Origin of the sequence: Pseudomonas sp. UBA6753, assembly GCF_002453565.1 — a bacterium.
Taxonomy (GTDB): Bacteria; Pseudomonadota; Gammaproteobacteria; order Pseudomonadales; family Pseudomonadaceae; genus Aquipseudomonas; species Aquipseudomonas putida_Z.
On sequence record NZ_DKHD01000054.1, the window covers coordinates 1 to 16,328 of the forward strand.

The 16,328-nt window shown below is 63.0% G+C and carries 15 protein-coding genes; 14 read left to right on the top strand and 1 reads right to left on the bottom strand.

The annotated features are described in order from the left end of the window. Positions 1-856 (top strand): sigma 54-interacting transcriptional regulator (locus tag B2790_RS20455; RefSeq protein ID WP_286919628.1); only part of this gene is annotated, 856 nt, incomplete at its 5' end. Between the two features lie 94 nt (positions 857-950). Here the strand turns inward: B2790_RS20455 and B2790_RS20460 are convergent. Then, a complete protein-coding gene (locus B2790_RS20460) occupies positions 951-1,205 on the bottom strand; it encodes a DUF2790 domain-containing protein (protein ID WP_003260110.1) in 255 nt (84 codons plus the stop codon). Positions 1,206-1,602: 397 nt separating this feature from the next. Here B2790_RS20460 and acs point away from each other — a divergent pair, with 397 nt between their 5' ends. From acs to astE, 13 genes are all read left to right on the top strand, one after another. Beyond that, the gene (gene acs / locus B2790_RS20465) at positions 1,603-3,564 is read left to right on the top strand and encodes an acetate--CoA ligase (protein ID WP_015271271.1); all 1,962 of its coding nucleotides are present in this window, start codon (positions 1,603-1,605) and stop codon (positions 3,562-3,564) included. A gap of 622 nt (positions 3,565-4,186) precedes the next feature. Then, entirely contained in the window at positions 4,187-4,972 is a 786-nt protein-coding gene (locus B2790_RS20470) for an ABC transporter substrate-binding protein (RefSeq protein ID WP_075045965.1), read from the top strand. Between the two features lie 88 nt (positions 4,973-5,060). After that, complete coding sequence (locus B2790_RS20475) at positions 5,061-5,750, top strand: ABC transporter permease (protein WP_003260113.1); 690 nt, start codon at positions 5,061-5,063, stop codon at positions 5,748-5,750. Beyond that, the gene (locus B2790_RS20480) at positions 5,747-6,445 is read left to right on the top strand and encodes an ABC transporter permease (RefSeq protein ID WP_003260115.1); all 699 of its coding nucleotides are present in this window, start codon (positions 5,747-5,749) and stop codon (positions 6,443-6,445) included. The genes B2790_RS20475 and B2790_RS20480 overlap by 4 nt, the downstream gene beginning before the upstream one ends. Positions 6,446-6,467: 22 nt before the next feature. Continuing rightward, positions 6,468-7,232: an ABC transporter ATP-binding protein gene (locus B2790_RS20485; protein WP_025340127.1), complete on the top strand. Its 765-nt coding sequence runs from the start codon at positions 6,468-6,470 to the stop codon at positions 7,230-7,232. Positions 7,233-7,330: 98 nt separating this feature from the next. After that, positions 7,331-8,311 carry a transcriptional regulator ArgR gene (gene argR / locus B2790_RS20490; RefSeq protein ID WP_075045964.1) on the top strand — a complete coding sequence of 327 codons (981 nt, stop codon included), beginning with the start codon at positions 7,331-7,333 and terminating at the stop codon, positions 8,309-8,311. A gap of 342 nt (positions 8,312-8,653) precedes the next feature. Further along, complete coding sequence (locus tag B2790_RS20495; protein WP_013973653.1) at positions 8,654-9,874, top strand: aspartate aminotransferase family protein; 1,221 nt, start codon at positions 8,654-8,656, stop codon at positions 9,872-9,874. A gap of 147 nt (positions 9,875-10,021) precedes the next feature. Further along, positions 10,022-11,041, top strand: coding sequence for an arginine/ornithine succinyltransferase subunit alpha (gene aruF / locus B2790_RS20500; RefSeq protein WP_075045963.1), 1,020 nt, complete (start codon positions 10,022-10,024; stop codon positions 11,039-11,041). 78 nt (positions 11,042-11,119) lie between these two features. Continuing rightward, positions 11,120-12,148: an arginine N-succinyltransferase gene (gene astA, locus B2790_RS20505; RefSeq protein WP_085589092.1), complete on the top strand. Its 1,029-nt coding sequence runs from the start codon at positions 11,120-11,122 to the stop codon at positions 12,146-12,148. Then, positions 12,149-13,612, top strand: a complete 1,464-nt coding sequence (gene astD / locus B2790_RS20510; protein ID WP_286919629.1) for a succinylglutamate-semialdehyde dehydrogenase — start codon at positions 12,149-12,151, stop codon at positions 13,610-13,612. 23 nt (positions 13,613-13,635) lie between these two features. Further along, positions 13,636-14,985 carry an N-succinylarginine dihydrolase gene (gene astB, locus B2790_RS20515; RefSeq protein ID WP_286919630.1) on the top strand — a complete coding sequence of 450 codons (1,350 nt, stop codon included), beginning with the start codon at positions 13,636-13,638 and terminating at the stop codon, positions 14,983-14,985. A gap of 14 nt (positions 14,986-14,999) precedes the next feature. Continuing rightward, positions 15,000-15,290, top strand: coding sequence for a topoisomerase II (locus tag B2790_RS20520; RefSeq protein WP_003256592.1), 291 nt, complete (start codon positions 15,000-15,002; stop codon positions 15,288-15,290). 10 nt (positions 15,291-15,300) lie between these two features. Beyond that, positions 15,301-16,308 (top strand): succinylglutamate desuccinylase, encoded by a 1,008-nt coding sequence (astE, locus tag B2790_RS20525; protein ID WP_075045959.1) that lies wholly within the window; start codon positions 15,301-15,303, stop codon positions 16,306-16,308. Positions 16,309-16,328: the final 20 nt, after the last annotated feature.

Here is a 16,328-nt window from a genome sequence, read left to right on the forward strand (position 1 = left end):
CGAGACCGGCACCGGCAAGGAGTTGCTGGCGCGTGCCTGCCACCTGGCAAGCCCGCGCGGCCAGTCGCCGTTGATGGCGCTCAACTGCGCCGGGTTGCCCGAGTCGATGGCCGAGACCGAACTGTTCGGTTACGGGCCCGGGGCATTCGAAGGGGCACGGGCCGAGGGCAAGCTGGGGCTGCTGGAGCTGACCGCCGGTGGCACGCTGTTTCTTGATGGGGTAGGGGAGATGAGCCCGCGCCTGCAGGTGAAGCTGCTGCGTTTTCTGCAGGATGGCTGTTTCCGTCGTGTCGGCAGCGATGAAGAGGTGTACCTGGATGTGCGGGTGATCTGCGCGACCCAGGTGGATTTGTCCGAATTGTGTGCCCGTGGCGAGTTTCGTCAGGACCTGTATCACCGGCTCAATGTGTTGTCGCTGCACATTCCGCCATTGCGCGAATGCATGGATGGCCTGGAAGGGCTGGTTCAGCACTTTCTCGACCAGGCCAGCCGACAGATTGGCTGCGCCATGCCGCGCCTGGCGCCGGCGGCGATGGACAAACTTGGCCAGTATCATTGGCCGGGTAATGTAAGGCAGTTGGAAAACGTGTTGTTCCAGGCGGTTTCGTTATGCGAAGGCGGCGTGGTCAAAAGTGAACATATACGTTTGCCGGATTACGGCGTGCGCCAACCGCTGGGTGAGTTTTCGCTGGAGGGGGATCTTTCGCAGATTGTCGGGCGCTTTGAAAAAGCGGTGCTGGAAAGTTTGATGGGGGAATTCCCGAGTAGTCGGGCTTTAGGTAAAAGACTGGGTGTTTCGCATACGACTATTGCCAACAAGTTGAGGGATTATTCGTTGGGCAAGTCGGTAGATTAATAAGCGGTTGGTCAATAACCTGTTAATCAGGTGCAATATTCTTCGCAGGCTTNNCCCGCGAATGGGGCCCGCAGGGCCCCCAATTCACAAGGTATCAGCCGTTCGAGCAGCCGTTCCCCATCACGCGGTATTCGAGAATGTGCTTCTGGCCCTTGGAGTCCTCGTAGGTCATGCGGGCTGGCACGACTTCGCACACATTGGGCACTTCGCTCATGGAAATGACGCGGGCAATGTCCAGGTGCTGCGAGTAACTGTACTGTTCAACCGGAATCTGCTCGGCATCTTTGGCTTCGCCGGCCATCGCCGCGCCGCAAAGACTGCCAAGTACCAATACCAGTAAAGCTTTCATTTTCAATTTACCTGTCTAAGGTCGTGAGGGGGCACGCGGCGCTTATGGCGCCGCGAGTATTGCTAGTTTTAACTATCGGGTTTGATGGGGATTAACGTTTGCCTTCGTGGGGGCTGTTACCAGTTGTTAATCGCCTTGCCGTTGCTGGCGAGGTGAATTTTATGGCTGGGGCCAAGGCCGAAACAGTGGGTCTTTTGATAAAGTGTTTTGACAGAATCTGTAACAATCCTCTGGTAAACGGCCCCATTCTTTCCTCGCCATGGCTGTAAGGTGCGTGCCAGAGCGCTTTGTCTGGACGGGCGTACCAAATTACTACCAACGTCGAATGGCTTTTGTCGCTCTGGTACAGTTACAAACGGTTCCATACAAAAACAACTATTACACCGAGGTAACACAGATGAGTGCGGCTCCACTGTATCCCGTTCGTCCCGAGGTTGCGGCCACCACCCTGACCGACGAGGCCACCTACAAGGCCATGTACCAGCAGTCGGTGATCAACCCGGACGGCTTCTGGCGCGAGCAGGCCCAGCGCATCGACTGGATCAAGCCGTTCACCAAGGTCAAGCAGACCTCCTTCGACGACCACCACGTCGATATCAAATGGTTCGCCGACGGCACTCTGAACGTTTCCTCCAACTGCCTGGACCGCCACCTCGAAGAGCGCGGCGACCAGCTGGCCATCATCTGGGAAGGCGACGACCCTTCCGAACACCGCAACATCACCTACCGCGAACTGCACGAGCAGGTCTGCAAGTTCGCCAACGCCCTGCGTGGCCAGGATGTGCACCGGGGTGACGTGGTCACCATCTATATGCCGATGATCCCCGAGGCCGTAGTCGCCATGCTGGCCTGTGCCCGTATCGGTGCGATCCATTCGGTGGTGTTCGGCGGCTTCTCGCCCGAGGCGCTGGCCGGCCGTATCATCGACTGCAAGTCCAAGGTCGTGATTACCGCCGACGAAGGCGTGCGCGGTGGCCGGCGTACCCCGCTCAAGGCCAACGTCGACCTGGCGCTGACCAACCCTGAAACCAACAGCGTGCAGAAGATCATCGTGTGCAAGCGCACCGGTGGCGACATTGCCTGGCACCAGCACCGCGACATCTGGTACGAAGACCTGATGAAAGTCGCCTCCAGCCACTGCGCGCCGAAAGAGATGGGTGCCGAGGAAGCGCTGTTCATCCTTTATACCTCCGGCTCCACCGGCAAGCCGAAGGGCGTGCTGCACACCACCGGCGGCTACCTGGTATACGCCGCGCTGACCCATGAGCGCGTGTTCGACTATCGCCCGGGCGAGGTGTACTGGTGCACCGCCGACGTGGGTTGGGTCACCGGCCACAGCTACATCGTCTACGGCCCGCTGGCCAACGGCGCCACCACCCTGCTGTTCGAAGGCGTGCCGAATTACCCCGACATCACCCGCGTGTCGAAGATCGTCGACAAGCACAAGGTCAACATCCTGTACACCGCGCCAACCGCCATCCGCGCGATGATGGCCGAAGGGCAGGCTGCTGTTGAAGGTGCCGATGGCTCCAGCCTGCGCCTGCTGGGCTCGGTGGGTGAGCCGATCAACCCCGAAGCCTGGAACTGGTACTACAAGACCGTGGGCAAGGAGCGTTGCCCGATCGTCGACACCTGGTGGCAGACCGAGACCGGAGGCATCCTGATCAGCCCGCTGCCGGGCGCCACCGGCCTCAAGCCGGGCTCGGCAACCCGCCCGTTCTTCGGCGTGGTGCCGGCGCTGGTGGACAACCTGGGCAACCTGATCGAGGGCGCTGCCGAAGGCAACCTGGTGATCCTCGATTCCTGGCCGGGCCAGTCGCGTTCGCTGTACGGCGACCACGACCGTTTCGTCGATACCTACTTCAAGACCTTCCGTGGCATGTACTTCACCGGTGACGGTGCGCGCCGCGACGAGGATGGCTACTACTGGATCACCGGCCGCGTGGATGACGTGCTGAACGTGTCCGGTCACCGCATGGGTACTGCCGAGATCGAAAGTGCCATGGTGGCGCATGCGAAAGTGGCCGAGGCCGCGGTGGTGGGTGTGCCGCACGACATCAAGGGGCAGGGCATCTATGTGTATGTCACCCTCAACGCCGGTATCGAGGCCAGCGAGCAGCTGCGCCTGGAGCTGAAAAACTGGGTGCGCAAGGAAATCGGCCCGATCGCCTCGCCGGATGTGATCCAGTGGGCGCCGGGGCTGCCGAAGACCCGGTCGGGCAAGATCATGCGCCGCATCCTGCGCAAGATTGCCACGGGTGAGTACGATGCCCTGGGCGATATCTCGACCCTGGCCGACCCGGGTGTGGTGCAGCACCTGATCGATACCCACAAGGCCATGAGCCTGGCTTCGGCCTGATAGCGAAGCAGGGCGCGGCCCCTGTAGGCGCCGCTTTGAGTGGGAGCGGGCATGCCCGCGAACACCGGCGCAGCCGGTGCCATCCACCGCGCCGCCTGCTTCGCGGGCACGCCCGCTCCCACACAAGGCCGCTCCTGCAGGGGCGTGTGCCGCCAACAAAACCCCGCCCGGGCAACCGGCGGGGTTTTTTGCTTTACTGTTACCCGACATTCATCGGTAACTGTTCTGTCACCGGCGCCGCACAATATCGGGGCGCCAGGAAACAAATCCGGCCTGTTTCAGTGCGTTTTCGCAGCCTTTTTTGCGACACGGCACGCTGCACTTGCCGTAATACAAGGCTTTGCCAATAATAGGCCCGGGAATTGCTAGTACTATAGGTTCTATTTCTTGCGCTCTTGCATATTTTGCAATGGCTGTCAACATCGCCCGCTGCCGTTTCAAGCGCTTCTGTAAGTAGTTGTCGCTTTGAAGAAATATCGACTACCGGGCTGTCGTTAAAATGCCAATCACTCGCTCGTGGTCTGCGACCTTGGTCGAACCCTGCGCGGCTCGCGTTGTACCCATTCGCATATCGGGCAGCCGTTACCTGCCTTGTATTGCTCCGTACCGATGGAGTTACCTGATGAAGAAGCTCGCACTGCTTGGCGCCCTGGCGCTGTCCGTGTTTTCCCTGGTGTCGCAGGCCGATGAAAAACCGCTGAAAATCGGCATCGAAGCCGCTTACCCACCCTTCGCCTTCAAGCAGCCAGACGGCAGCATTGCCGGTTTTGACTACGACATCGGCAACGCCCTGTGCGAAGAGATGAAAGCCAAGTGCACCTGGGTCGAGCAGGAGTTCGACGGCCTGATCCCGGCGCTGAAAGTGCGCAAGATCGACGCCATCCTGTCGTCCATGTCGATCACCGAAGACCGCAAGAAATCGGTCGACTTCACCAAGCGCTACTACCTGACCCCGGCGCGCCTGGTGATGAAGGAAGGTACCGCCGTCAGCGACAGCCTGGATGAGCTCAAGGGCAAGAAGATTGGTGTGCAGCGCGGTTCGATCCACGACCGCTTCGCCAAGGAAGTGCTGGGCGCCAAAGGTGCCACCGTGGTTCCTTACGGCACCCAGAACGAAATCTACCTGGACGTGGCAGCTGGCCGCCTCGATGGCACCGTGGCTGACGCCACCCTGCTGGAAGACGGCTTCCTCAAGACCGACGCCGGCAAGGGCTTCGCCTTCGTAGGCCCGTCCTTCACCGACGCCAAGTACTTCGGTGACGGCATCGGTATTGCCGTGCGCAAGGGTGACAAGGCCAACGTCGACCGCATCAACGCTGCCATCGATGCCATCCGTGCCAACGGCAAGTACAAAGAAATCGAGAAGAAGTACTTCAACTTCGACATCTACGGTCCAGACTCGAACTAAGACGTCGGGTTTCACCTGTGCAATGGTGCAAACAGCAGAGGCTCTGAGGTTTGCACCATTTTTCATTCTCTAGGTCGAGGACCTCATCATGTTGAAAGGCTACGGGGCAGTCATCCTCGACGGGGCGTGGCTGACGCTTCAGCTCGCCCTGTCGTCGATGGCCCTGGCCATCGTGCTCGGCCTGATCGGTGTGGCGCTGCGCTTGTCGCCGGTGCGCTGGCTGGCCTGGCTGGGCGATCTGTATTCCACGGTGATTCGTGGTATTCCGGACCTGGTCCTGATCCTGCTGATCTTCTACGGCGGACAGGACATCATCAACCGCGTTGCGCCGCTGCTCGGTTATGAAGACTACATCGACCTGAATCCGCTGATCGCGGGTATCGGTACCCTGGGCTTCATCTTTGGTGCCTACCTGTCGGAAACCTTCCGCGGTGCGTTCCTCGGTATTCCGAAAGGCCAGGCCGAAGCGGGCGTGGCGTATGGCATGAGCAACCGCCAGGTGTTCTTCCGCATCCAGGTGCCGCAAATGATTCGCCTGGCGATCCCGGGCTTCACCAACAACTGGCTGGTGCTGACCAAGGCCACCGCGCTGATTTCGGTAGTGGGCCTGCAGGACATGATGTTCAAGGCCAAGCAGGCGGCCGACGCCACCCGCGAGCCTTTCACCTTCTTCCTGGCGGTGGCGGCCCTGTACCTGGTGCTGACCAGCATCTCGCTGCTGGCCCTGAAGTATCTCGAGCGCCGCTACTCGGTGGGCGTCAAGGTGGCTGAACTATGATCTTCGACTACAACGTCGTCTGGGAGGCACTGCCGATGTACTTCGGCGGCCTGCTGACCACCCTCAAGCTGCTGGCGATTTCGCTGTTCTTCGGGCTGCTGGCGGCCATTCCGCTGGGCCTGATGCGGGTGTCCAAGCAGCCAGCGGTCAATCTCGTGGCGTGGCTGTACACCTACGTGATCCGCGGCACGCCGATGCTGGTGCAGCTGTTCCTGATCTACTACGGCCTGGCGCAGTTCGAGGCGGTGCGCGAAAGCTTCCTGTGGCCGCTGCTGTCCAGCGCTACCTTCTGCGCCTGCCTGGCGTTCGGCATCAACACCAGTGCCTACACCGCCGAAATCATCGCTGGCAGCCTCAAGGCCACGCCCCATGGCGAAATCGAGGCGGCCAAGGCCATGGGCATGTCGCGCATGAAGATGTACCGGCGCATCCTGCTGCCGTCGGCCCTGCGCCGGGCGCTGCCGCAGTACAGCAACGAAGTGATCATGATGCTGCAGACCACCAGCCTGGCGTCGATCGTCACCCTGATCGACATCACTGGCGCTGCGCGCACGGTCAATGCCCAGTACTACCTGCCTTTCGAGGCCTATATCACGGCGGGCGTGTTCTACCTGTGCCTGACCTTCATCCTGGTGCGCCTGTTCAAGATGGCCGAACGCCGCTGGCTCGGCTACCTGGCGCCGCGCAAGCACTGACCGCTTTGTGAGAATCGACAGCATGTACAAACTCGAAGTCCAAGACCTGCACAAGCGCTACGGCAGCCATGAAGTGCTCAAGGGCGTGTCCCTGTCGGCCAAGGCAGGCGATGTCATCAGCATCATCGGCTCCAGCGGTTCGGGCAAGTCGACCTTCCTGCGCTGCATCAACCTGCTGGAGCAACCGCACGCCGGCAAGATCCTGCTCAACAACGAAGAGTTGAAGCTGGTACCGGGCAAGGACGGCGCGCTCAAGGCCGCCGACCCGCGTCAGCTGCAGCGCATGCGCTCGCGCCTGTCGATGGTTTTCCAGCACTTCAACCTGTGGTCGCACATGACAGCGCTGGAAAACATCATCGAGGCGCCGGTGCACGTGCTGGGCGTGAACCGCAAGGAAGCCCTGGAAAAGGCCGAGCACTACCTGGCCAAGGTGGGTGTCGCTCATCGCAAGGACGCCTTCCCGGGGCACATGTCCGGCGGCGAGCAGCAGCGTGTGGCAATTGCCCGGGCGCTGGCCATGGAGCCGGAGGTGATGCTGTTCGACGAGCCGACCTCGGCGCTGGACCCGGAACTGGTGGGCGATGTGCTCAAGGTGATGCAGGCGCTGGCCCAGGAAGGCCGCACCATGGTGGTGGTGACCCACGAAATGGGTTTTGCCCGTGAGGTGTCCAACCAGCTGGTGTTCCTGCACAAGGGTCTGGTGGAAGAAACCGGCTGCCCGCGCGAAGTGCTGGCCAACCCGCAGTCGGAGCGCCTGAAGCAGTTCCTCTCCGGCAGCCTGAAGTAAAAACTGCAATTTTGCACCAGAATAGGGCATGCTGCGCGGCGAGCGCAGCCTGACCCGGCGCACAGACTCGAACGACCTCAGGTTTCGGACCGCACCCTATGACCACCCAGCGAATCGGTTTTCTCATCTGGCCCAGCACCCGGCCCTTGACCCTGGCGCTGGCCGAGGAAGTGTTGCAGGTGGCGCAGCGGGTGCACCCGGAGGTGGCCTACGAGCTGGTCTTCCTGCAGGCGGAGCCGGCGCAAGAGGGCAGCTGGCGCCTGCCGGGCGAGCCGTGGAACGGCCGCCTTGAGGGGTGCCAAAAGCTGTTCCTGTTGGCTGACGAGCAGCCGCCGGCGGTGGGGGCTGCGTTGTCGGCGGCGCTCAAGCAACTGGCGCGCAGTGGCTGCATGATCGGCGGCCTGTCGGCTGGGGTCTACCCCTTGGCGATGCTGGGCCTGCTCGACGGTTACCGGGCTGCGGTGCACTGGCGCTGGCAGGATGATTTTGCCGAGCGCTTCCCCAAGGTCATCGCCACCAGTCACCTGTTCGACTGGGATCGCGATCGCCTGACTGCATGTGGCGGCATGGCCGTGACCGACCTGCTGCTGGCGGTGCTGGCCCGTGACCACGGGGCGGAGCTGGCCGGGGCAGTGTCGGAGGAACTGGTGGTCGAGCGCATCCGCGAGGGTGGCGAGCGCCAGCGCATTCCGCTGCAGAACCGCCTGGGCTCCAGCCATCCCAAGCTGACCCAGGCGGTGCTGCTGATGGAGGCCAACATCGAAGAGCCGCTGACCACCGACGAAATTGCCCAGCACGTGTGCGTTTCGCGCCGGCAGCTGGAGCGTATCTTCAAGCAGTACCTGAACCGCGTGCCGAGCCAGTACTACCTGGAGCTGCGGCTGAACAAGGCGCGGCAGATGCTGATGCAGACCAGCAAGTCGATCATCCAGATCGGGCTGTCCTGCGGCTTCTCGTCGGGGCCGCATTTTTCCAGTGCCTACCGCAACTTCTTTGGCGCAACGCCGCGGGAGGATCGCAACCAGCGGCGTAGCAGCAGCCCGTTCGAACTGAGCTCGGCGCCTGCCGAAAAAGGCTGATTGCCCTGTAGTCTGTACTGGCCCTATCGCCGGCAAGCCAGCTCCCACAGGATCACCACAGGCCTTGATGGTTACGGGGCACTTGTGGGAGCGGGTGAGCCCGCGAATCGGCCGGTACAGGCAACCACGCTTCTATATGTGTACACCCGTTCACCCAGCCCCCTCTCTCCCGTACACTGCGCGATTGCGACAGTGTTTGTCGCATTGCCGAAAGCCTTGTCAAAACTGGGTTTTGCGCTGTAACAAGTTGTCGCTTGGCCGCAAGGACAGGCGCGGATCAGTCCTTACAATCCCCCCATCGCTCGCCACTTCCAGGCCAGCGTTCCTCTTCAGGAGACTCAGATGTCCGTTGAGCAAGCCCCGGTGCAACGTGCCGATTTCGACCAGGTCATGGTCCCCAACTATTCTCCGGCGGCCTTCATTCCTGTGCGAGGCGAGGGTTCCCGCGTCTGGGACCAGTCGGGTCGCGAATTGATCGACTTTGCCGGTGGCATCGCGGTCAACGCCCTGGGCCACTGCCACCCGGCACTGGTCAAGGCCCTGACCGAGCAAGCCAACACCCTCTGGCACGTATCCAACGTGTTCACCAACGAGCCGGCCCTGCGCCTGGCCCACAAGCTGGTGGACGCCACCTTTGCCGACCGTGCGTTCTTCTGCAACTCCGGCGCCGAGTCCAACGAGGCCGCTTTCAAGCTGGCCCGTCGCGTTGCCCACGACCGCTTCGGCCCGGAAAAGCACGAAATCATCGCCACCGTGAACAGCTTCCACGGCCGTACCCTGTTCACCGTAAGCGTCGGTGGCCAGCCGAAGTACTCCGATGGCTTCGGCCCGAAGATCACCGGCATCAGCCATGTGCCGTACAACGACCTGGAAGCGCTGAAGGCACAGATTTCCGACAAGACCTGCGCCGTGGTGATCGAGCCAATCCAGGGCGAGAGCGGCGTGGTGCCGGCCGACAAGGCCTACCTGGAAGGCGCACGCAAACTGTGTGACGAACACAACGCCCTGCTGATCTTCGACGAAGTGCAGACCGGCGTTGGCCGTACCGGTTCGCTGTATGCCTACCAGCACTACGGCGTTACCCCGGACATCCTGACCAGCGCCAAGAGCCTGGGCGGCGGTTTCCCGATCGGTGCCATGCTGACCACCACCGAGCTGGCCAAGCACCTGGCCGTCGGCACCCACGGCACCACCTACGGCGGCAACCCGCTGGGCTGCGCCGTTGCCTGCGCGGTGCTGGACGTGGTCAACACCCCGGAAACCCTGGCCGGCATCAAGGCCAAGCATGAGCGCTTCAAGGTCCGCCTGGAGCAGATCGGCCAGAAGTACAACCTGTTCAGCCAGGTGCGTGGCGTTGGCCTGCTGCTGGGCTGCGTGCTGACCGAGGCCTGGAAAGGCAAGGCCAAGGACGTGCTCAACGCCGCCGAGAAAGAAGGCGTGATGGTGCTGCAGGCCGGCCCGGACGTGGTCCGCTTCGCGCCAAGCCTGGTGGTTGAAGACGCCGACATCGACGAAGGCCTGGACCGCTTCGAGCGCGCCGTGGCCACCCTGACCAAGGGCTGATCCGCCTGCGGTTCCTTCGCCGGCCCCGGTGCAGGCTCAACCCGAGTCTGCACCGGGCCGGTGATACCCGATTCCAGTGCAGGTGCCAGTGCACCTGCCGTTTTTCCGTGCCGCCGTGAGCGGCCCGTATTCCAAAGGAGTGACACCATGCTGGTGATGCGCCCCGCGCAAATGGCTGATCTGAACGAAGTGCAGCGCATGGCTGCAGACAGCCCCATTGGTGTCACCTCGCTGCCGGACGACACCGCTCGCCTGGGCGACAAGATCGCCGCATCCGAGACTTCCTTCGCCGCCGAGGTCAGCTTCAACGGTGAAGAAAGCTACTTCTTCGTGCTCGAGGACAGCGAGACCGGCAAGTTGGCCGGTTGCTCGGCCATCGTCGCTTCGGCCGGCTACTCCGAGCCGTTCTACAGTTTTCGTAACGAGACCTTCGTGCACGCCTCGCGCGAGCTGAAGATCCATAACAAGATCCACGTGTTGTCGCTGTGCCATGACCTGACCGGCAACAGCCTGCTGACCAGCTTCTATGTGCTGCCGGAGCTGGTGAACAGTGGCTGGGCCGAGCTCAATTCGCGTGGCCGCCTGCTGTTCATGGCCGCTCACCCGGAGCGTTTCGCCGACTCGGTGGTGACCGAGATCGTCGGCTACAGCGACGAGCAGGGTGAATCGCCGTTCTGGGATGCCATCGGCCGCAACTTCTTCGACCTCAACTATGCCCACGCCGAGCGCCTGTGCGGCCTGAAGAGCCGCACTTTCCTCGCCGAACTGATGCCGCACTACCCGATCTACGTGCCGCTGCTGCCTGACCTGGCGCAGGAAGCCATGGGCCAGGTGCACCCGCGGGCGCAGATTACCTTCGACATCCTCATGCGCGAAGGCTTCGAGACCGAGCACTACATCGACATCTTCGATGGCGGCCCGACCCTGCATGCGCGTACCTCGGGTATCCGCTCCATCGCCCAGAGCCGGGTGGTGCCGGTGAAGCTCGAGGACACCCCGGTCAAGGGCGGGCGCCCGTACCTGGTGTGCAACGGCCAGTTGCAGGATTACCGCGCGGTACTGCTGGACCTGGACTGGGTGCCGGGCAAACCGGTCAGCCTGAGCCCGGCAGCCGCCGAGGCGCTGGGGGTGGGCGAGGGTGCCAGCGTGCGTCTGGTTGCGGTCTGAGGTCTGGCAACAGACGTTTCGGGATTGATGCGTTAGAAGAGTTTCGCGCCGGCCGCCGCCGCCGCAAAAGGAGATAGCATGATCGTTCGTCCTGTACGCAGCAGCGATTTGCCTGCGTTGATCGAATTGGCACGCAGCACCGGTACCACCGGGCTGACCACGCTGCCGGCCAACGAAGAGCGCCTGGGGCATCGCGTTGGCTGGGCGGAAAAGAGCTTCCGTGGCGAAGCCGAGCGTGGCGACACCGACTACCTGTTCGTGCTGGAAAACGACGAAGGCATGGTGGTGGGCATCAGTGCCATCGCCGGTGCCGTCGGCCTGCGCGAGCCCTGGTACAACTACCGGGTCGGCCTGACCGTCAGCGCCTCGCAGGAGCTGAAGATCTACCGCGAAATCCCCACCCTGTTCCTGGCCAATGACCTGACCGGCAACTCCGAGCTGTGCTCGCTGTTCCTGCGCAGTGACTACCGCTCCGGCCTCAACGGCCGCCTGCTGTCGCGGGCGCGCATGCTGTTCATCGCCGAGTTCCCCGAGCTGTTCGGCAAGAAGATCATCGCCGAAATGCGCGGCATGTCCGACGAGCAGGGCCGCTCGCCGTTCTGGGAAAGCCTGGGCCGGCACTTCTTCAAGATGGAGTTCAGCCAGGCCGACTACCTCACCGGCGTGGGCAACAAATCGTTCATTGCCGAACTCATGCCGAAGTTCCCGCTGTACACCTGCTTCCTGTCCGAAGCGGCGCGCAACGTGATCGGCCGCGTGCACAAGGACACCGAGCCGGCGCTGGCGATGCTCAAGCAGGAAGGCTTCAACTACCAGGGCTACGTCGACATCTTCGACGCCGGCCCCGCCATCGAGTGCGACACCTCCAAGATCCGCGCCGTGCGCGAGAGCCAGACCCTGGTGCTGGCGGTGGGCACGCCGGGCGATGACGCGACGCCTTACATCATCCACAACCGCAAGCGCGACGACTGCCGCATCACGGCCGCACCTGCGCGGCTGGCTGCCGGTACCCTGGTGGTCGACCCCCTGACCGCCAAGCGCCTGCGCATGGGCGCCGGCGACAACGTGCGCGCCGTGCCGCTGTCGGCAAGCCGGGAGGCCCAGTAAATGACCACGCATTACATCGCAGGCAATTGGCAGGTTGGCCAGGGCGAAACCCTGCAGTCGCTCAACCCGGTGACGCAAGCCGTCGTCTGGGAGGGGCAGGGTGCTGACGCCAGCCAGGTGGATGCCGCCGTGCAGGCAGCCCGTCAGGCCTTCCCGGCCTGGGCGCAATTGAGCCTGGAAGCGCGTATCGATTTGCTGGAGAAGTTCGCCACGCAACTGAAAGCGCATGCCGAAGCCATGGCCCAGTGCATTGGTGAGGAAACCGGCAAGCCCCTGTGGGAGTCGGCGACCGAAGTCACCAGCATGATCAACAAAGTAGCGATCTCGGTGCAGAGCTACCGCGAGCGCACCGGCGAAAAGAGCGGCCCGCTGGCCGATGCCACGGCCGTGCTGCGGCACAAGCCCCATGGTGTGGTGGCGGTTTTCGGCCCTTACAACTTCCCCGGCCACCTGCCCAACGGCCATATCGTGCCAGCGTTGCTGGCGGGCAACTGCGTGGTGTTCAAGCCCAGTGAGCTGACGCCCAAGGTCGCCGAGCTGACCGTCAATTGCTGGATTGCCGCCGGGCTGCCGGCAGGTGTGCTCAACCTGGTGCAGGGCGCGCGCGAAACTGGTGTGGCGCTGGCCGCCAACCCGGGTATCGATGGCTTGTTCTTCACCGGCTCCAGCCGCACCGGCAACCTGCTGCACCAGCAGTTCGCCGGCCGCCCGGACAAAATTTTGGCCCTGGAAATGGGCGGCAACAACCCGCTGGTGGTGGATGAGGTCAAGGACCTCGATGCGGCGGTGTACACCATTATCCAGTCGGCGTTCATTTCCGCCGGCCAGCGCTGCACCTGCGCCCGCCGTCTGCTGGTGCCGCAAGGCGACTGGGGCGATACGCTGATCGCGCGCCTGGTCGAGGTGAGCAGATCCATCACGGTCGGTGCGTTCGACCAGCAGCCGGAGCCGTTCATGGGTTCGGTGATCTCGCTGCAGGCGGCGCGGGCGCTGATTGCGGCCCAGGCCGAACTGGTCGCCAAGGGTGCTGTGAAGCTGCTGGAAATGACCCAGCCGCAGGCCGACGCCGCACTGCTGACCCCAGGCATTGTCGATGTAACCGCTGTGGCCGAGCGCCCGGACGAAGAGTTCTTCGGCCCGCTGCTGCAGGTGATCCGCTATGCCGACTTCGATGCCGCCATCGATGAGGCCAACAACACCCAGTACGGCCTGGCTGCCGGTTTGCTGTCCGACTCCCGCGCCCGTTACCAGTACTTCTGGCTGCGCAGCCGCGCTGGCATCGTCAACTGGAACAAGCAACTGACCGGTGCCGCCAGCAGTGCACCGTTCGGCGGCGTGGGCGCCAGTGGCAACCATCGCGCCAGCGCCTATTACGCGGCGGACTACTGCGCTTACCCCGTGGCTTCGCTGGAGACCGCCAGCCTTGCCTTGCCGGCAACCCTGACGCCGGGCGTCACCCTATAACAACAGGTCACGGAGCCTAGCCGATGAAATCCTATGAAGTGAATTTTGATGGCCTGGTGGGGCCTACCCACAACTATGGCGGCCTGTCCTACGGCAACGTGGCTTCGCAGAGCAACAGCCAGCAGGGTTCCAACCCGCGCGAAGCCGCGCGTCAGGGCCTGGCGAAGATGAAAGCGCTGGCCGACATGGGCTTCAAGCAGGGCGTGCTGGCGCCGCAGGAGCGCCCCGACGTGGCCGCCCTGCGCCGCCTGGGCTTCAGCGGCAGCGATGCCGAAGTGATCCAGCGCGCCGCCAAGGAGGCCATGCCATTGCTGGTGGCCAGCTGCTCGGCCTCGAGCATGTGGGTGGCCAACGCCGCCACGGTCAGCCCCAGTGCCGACACAGCCGATGGCCGCGTGCACTTCACTGCTGCCAACCTCAACTGCAAGTACCACCGCAGCATCGAGCACCCGACCACCAGCCGCGTGCTGGGGGCCATGTTCAGCAACGACAAGCACTTTGCCCACCACGCGGCACTGCCTGCCGTGGCGCAGTTCGGTGACGAGGGGGCGGCCAACCACACGCGTTTCTGCCGTGCATATGGCGAGGCCGGTGTGGAGTTCTTCGTCTACGGCCGCAGCGCCTTCGACAGCCGCTACCCGGCGCCGCAGAAGTACCCGGCCCGGCAAACCCTGGAGGCTTCCCAGGCTGTGGCCCGGCTGCATGGCCTGAGCGAAGACGGCGTGGTCTACGCTCAACAGAACCCGGCCGTGATCGACCAGGGCGTGTTCCATAACGATGTAATTGCGGTGGGTAACGGCGAGGTGCTGTTCTATCACGAGGACGCTTTCCTCGACACCGACGCGGTACTTGGCCAGCTGCGAGCTAAACTGGCCAGCAAGGGTGGCAACTTCCAGGCCATCTGCGTGCCGCGGGCAGCGGTGACGGTGGAGGACGCGGTGCGTTCCTACCTGTTCAACAGCCAGCTGCTCAGCCGCGACGACGGCTCCATGCTGTTGGTGGTGCCGGAAGAGTGCCGCAACAACGAGCGGGTCTGGGCCTACTTGGGCCAGTTGACCAGCCAGGGCGGCGCGGTGAAAGAGGTCAAGGTGTTCGACCTCAAGCAGAGCATGCAGAACGGCGGTGGGCCGGCGTGCCTGCGTTTGCGCGTGGCGTTGAAGGAAACGGAACTGGCAGCGGTCAACCAAGGCGTTATCATGACCGCCTCGCTGTACGACACCCTGCTGCTGTGGGTCGACAAGCATTACCGCGATCGCCTTGGCGAGGCGGACCTGGCCGACCCGCAGTTGCTGGTGGAATGCCGTACGGCACTGGACGAATTGACCCAGATCCTGAAGTTGGGCTCGGTGTATCCGTTCCAACGCCAACCTTGAAGAGAGACTTTGCAATGACCGACGCCCTGCGCCTTATCCTGGAAGATGAAGACGGCACCCAGCTGGAAACTTCCTGCACCCGCTTTGCCGTGGTCTGGCAAGGCAAGGAAGTGTGGATTCAGCAGGATGGTCGTGGCCAGCTGCTGATCGGCGTGGATGTCGAGGAAGACGACACCGAGTACGCCAACCTGCTGCTGCGCCCGATGGCCACCAACCTGGTCAGCCTGCAGCTGGAAATGGAACCGGCGGAGGTCGGCGAAGACGACGATCACGTCCATGGCCCCGACTGCGGCCACCACCACTAAGGAAGTACCTATGCTCGCCCTTGGCAAATTGCTTGAGCTGACCCTCACCGATCACGAACCGGCCGAGAAGACCCAAGTGACACCCAAGGGCGCGCGTTTGCGTTGGCTGGGGGAGGGCGCGCTCGAAGTGCGCCCGGCCGAAAATGAGGATTGCGGGCTGGACTTGCTGTTGTCCGCCGGCATTCACGGCAACGAAACGGCACCGATCGAGTTGCTCGAGCGGCTGCTGCATGGCGTGGCCAACGGCAAGATCAAGCCCAAGGCCCGGGTGCTGTTCCTGTTCGGCAACCCGGCAGCGATCCGCAAGGGCGAGCGCTTCATCGAGCAGGACATCAACCGCCTGTTCAACGGCCGCCACGAGCTGTCCAGTGGCTTCGAGGCATTGCGTGCCGCCGAGCTGGAACAGTTCGCCCGGGTGTTCTTCAGCAAGCCGGGGCGCAACCGCCTGCACTACGACCTGCATACCGCCATCCGCGGCTCGAAGATCGAGCAGTTCGCCTTGTACCCTTATAAAGAGGGGCGCAAGCATTCCCGTCGCGAGCTGGCACGCCTGGCGGCGGCGGGCATGGAGGCGGTGTTGCTGCAGAGCAAATCCTCCATCACCTTCAGCGCCTTCACCTACGAGCAGCTGGAGGCCGAAGCCTTCACCCTGGAGTTGGGCAAGGCCCGCCCGTTCGGTCAGAACGAGCTGGTCAACCTCGACAAGCTGGAAGCGAGGCTGATTCACATCATCGAAGACACCGAGCCACAGGGCGAAGGCTCTCTGGATGGCTTGCAGCTGTTCAGCGTGTCCCGCGAGATCATCAAGCACAGCGACAGCTTCCACCTGCACCTGCCGGCGGACATCGAGAATTTTTCCGAGCTGAGCAAGGGTTACCTGCTGGCCGAAGACCTGGCCGAGACGCGCTGGGTGGTCGAGGAGGAGGGCGCGCGCATCATCTTCCCCAACCCCAAGGTCAAGAATGGCCTCAGGGCGGGGATTCTGATCGTTCCTGACTCCGGCCAGCGACTAGGCTGAGCTGGCCCCGATGCACTGAG

What these genes read in the sequence shown, in the direction of transcription:
- B2790_RS20475 (WP_003260113.1), top strand. Translation starts at nt 5,061, where the DNA reads ATGTTGAAAGGCTACGGGGCAGTCATCCTCGACGGGGCGTGGCTGACG.
- acs (WP_015271271.1), top strand. Translation starts at nt 1,603, where the DNA reads ATGAGTGCGGCTCCACTGTATCCCGTTCGTCCCGAGGTTGCGGCCACC.
- astE (WP_075045959.1), top strand. Translation starts at nt 15,301, where the DNA reads ATGCTCGCCCTTGGCAAATTGCTTGAGCTGACCCTCACCGATCACGAA.
- B2790_RS20480 (WP_003260115.1), top strand. Translation starts at nt 5,747, where the DNA reads ATGATCTTCGACTACAACGTCGTCTGGGAGGCACTGCCGATGTACTTC.
- B2790_RS20485 (WP_025340127.1), top strand. Translation starts at nt 6,468, where the DNA reads ATGTACAAACTCGAAGTCCAAGACCTGCACAAGCGCTACGGCAGCCAT.
- aruF (WP_075045963.1), top strand. Translation starts at nt 10,022, where the DNA reads ATGCTGGTGATGCGCCCCGCGCAAATGGCTGATCTGAACGAAGTGCAG.
- B2790_RS20520 (WP_003256592.1), top strand. Translation starts at nt 15,000, where the DNA reads ATGACCGACGCCCTGCGCCTTATCCTGGAAGATGAAGACGGCACCCAG.
- astA (WP_085589092.1), top strand. Translation starts at nt 11,120, where the DNA reads ATGATCGTTCGTCCTGTACGCAGCAGCGATTTGCCTGCGTTGATCGAA.
- argR (WP_075045964.1), top strand. Translation starts at nt 7,331, where the DNA reads ATGACCACCCAGCGAATCGGTTTTCTCATCTGGCCCAGCACCCGGCCC.
- B2790_RS20460 (WP_003260110.1), bottom strand. Translation starts at nt 1,205, where the DNA reads ATGAAAGCTTTACTGGTATTGGTACTTGGCAGTCTTTGCGGCGCGGCG.
- B2790_RS20495 (WP_013973653.1), top strand. Translation starts at nt 8,654, where the DNA reads ATGTCCGTTGAGCAAGCCCCGGTGCAACGTGCCGATTTCGACCAGGTC.
- B2790_RS20470 (WP_075045965.1), top strand. Translation starts at nt 4,187, where the DNA reads ATGAAGAAGCTCGCACTGCTTGGCGCCCTGGCGCTGTCCGTGTTTTCC.
- astB (WP_286919630.1), top strand. Translation starts at nt 13,636, where the DNA reads ATGAAATCCTATGAAGTGAATTTTGATGGCCTGGTGGGGCCTACCCAC.
- astD (WP_286919629.1), top strand. Translation starts at nt 12,149, where the DNA reads ATGACCACGCATTACATCGCAGGCAATTGGCAGGTTGGCCAGGGCGAA.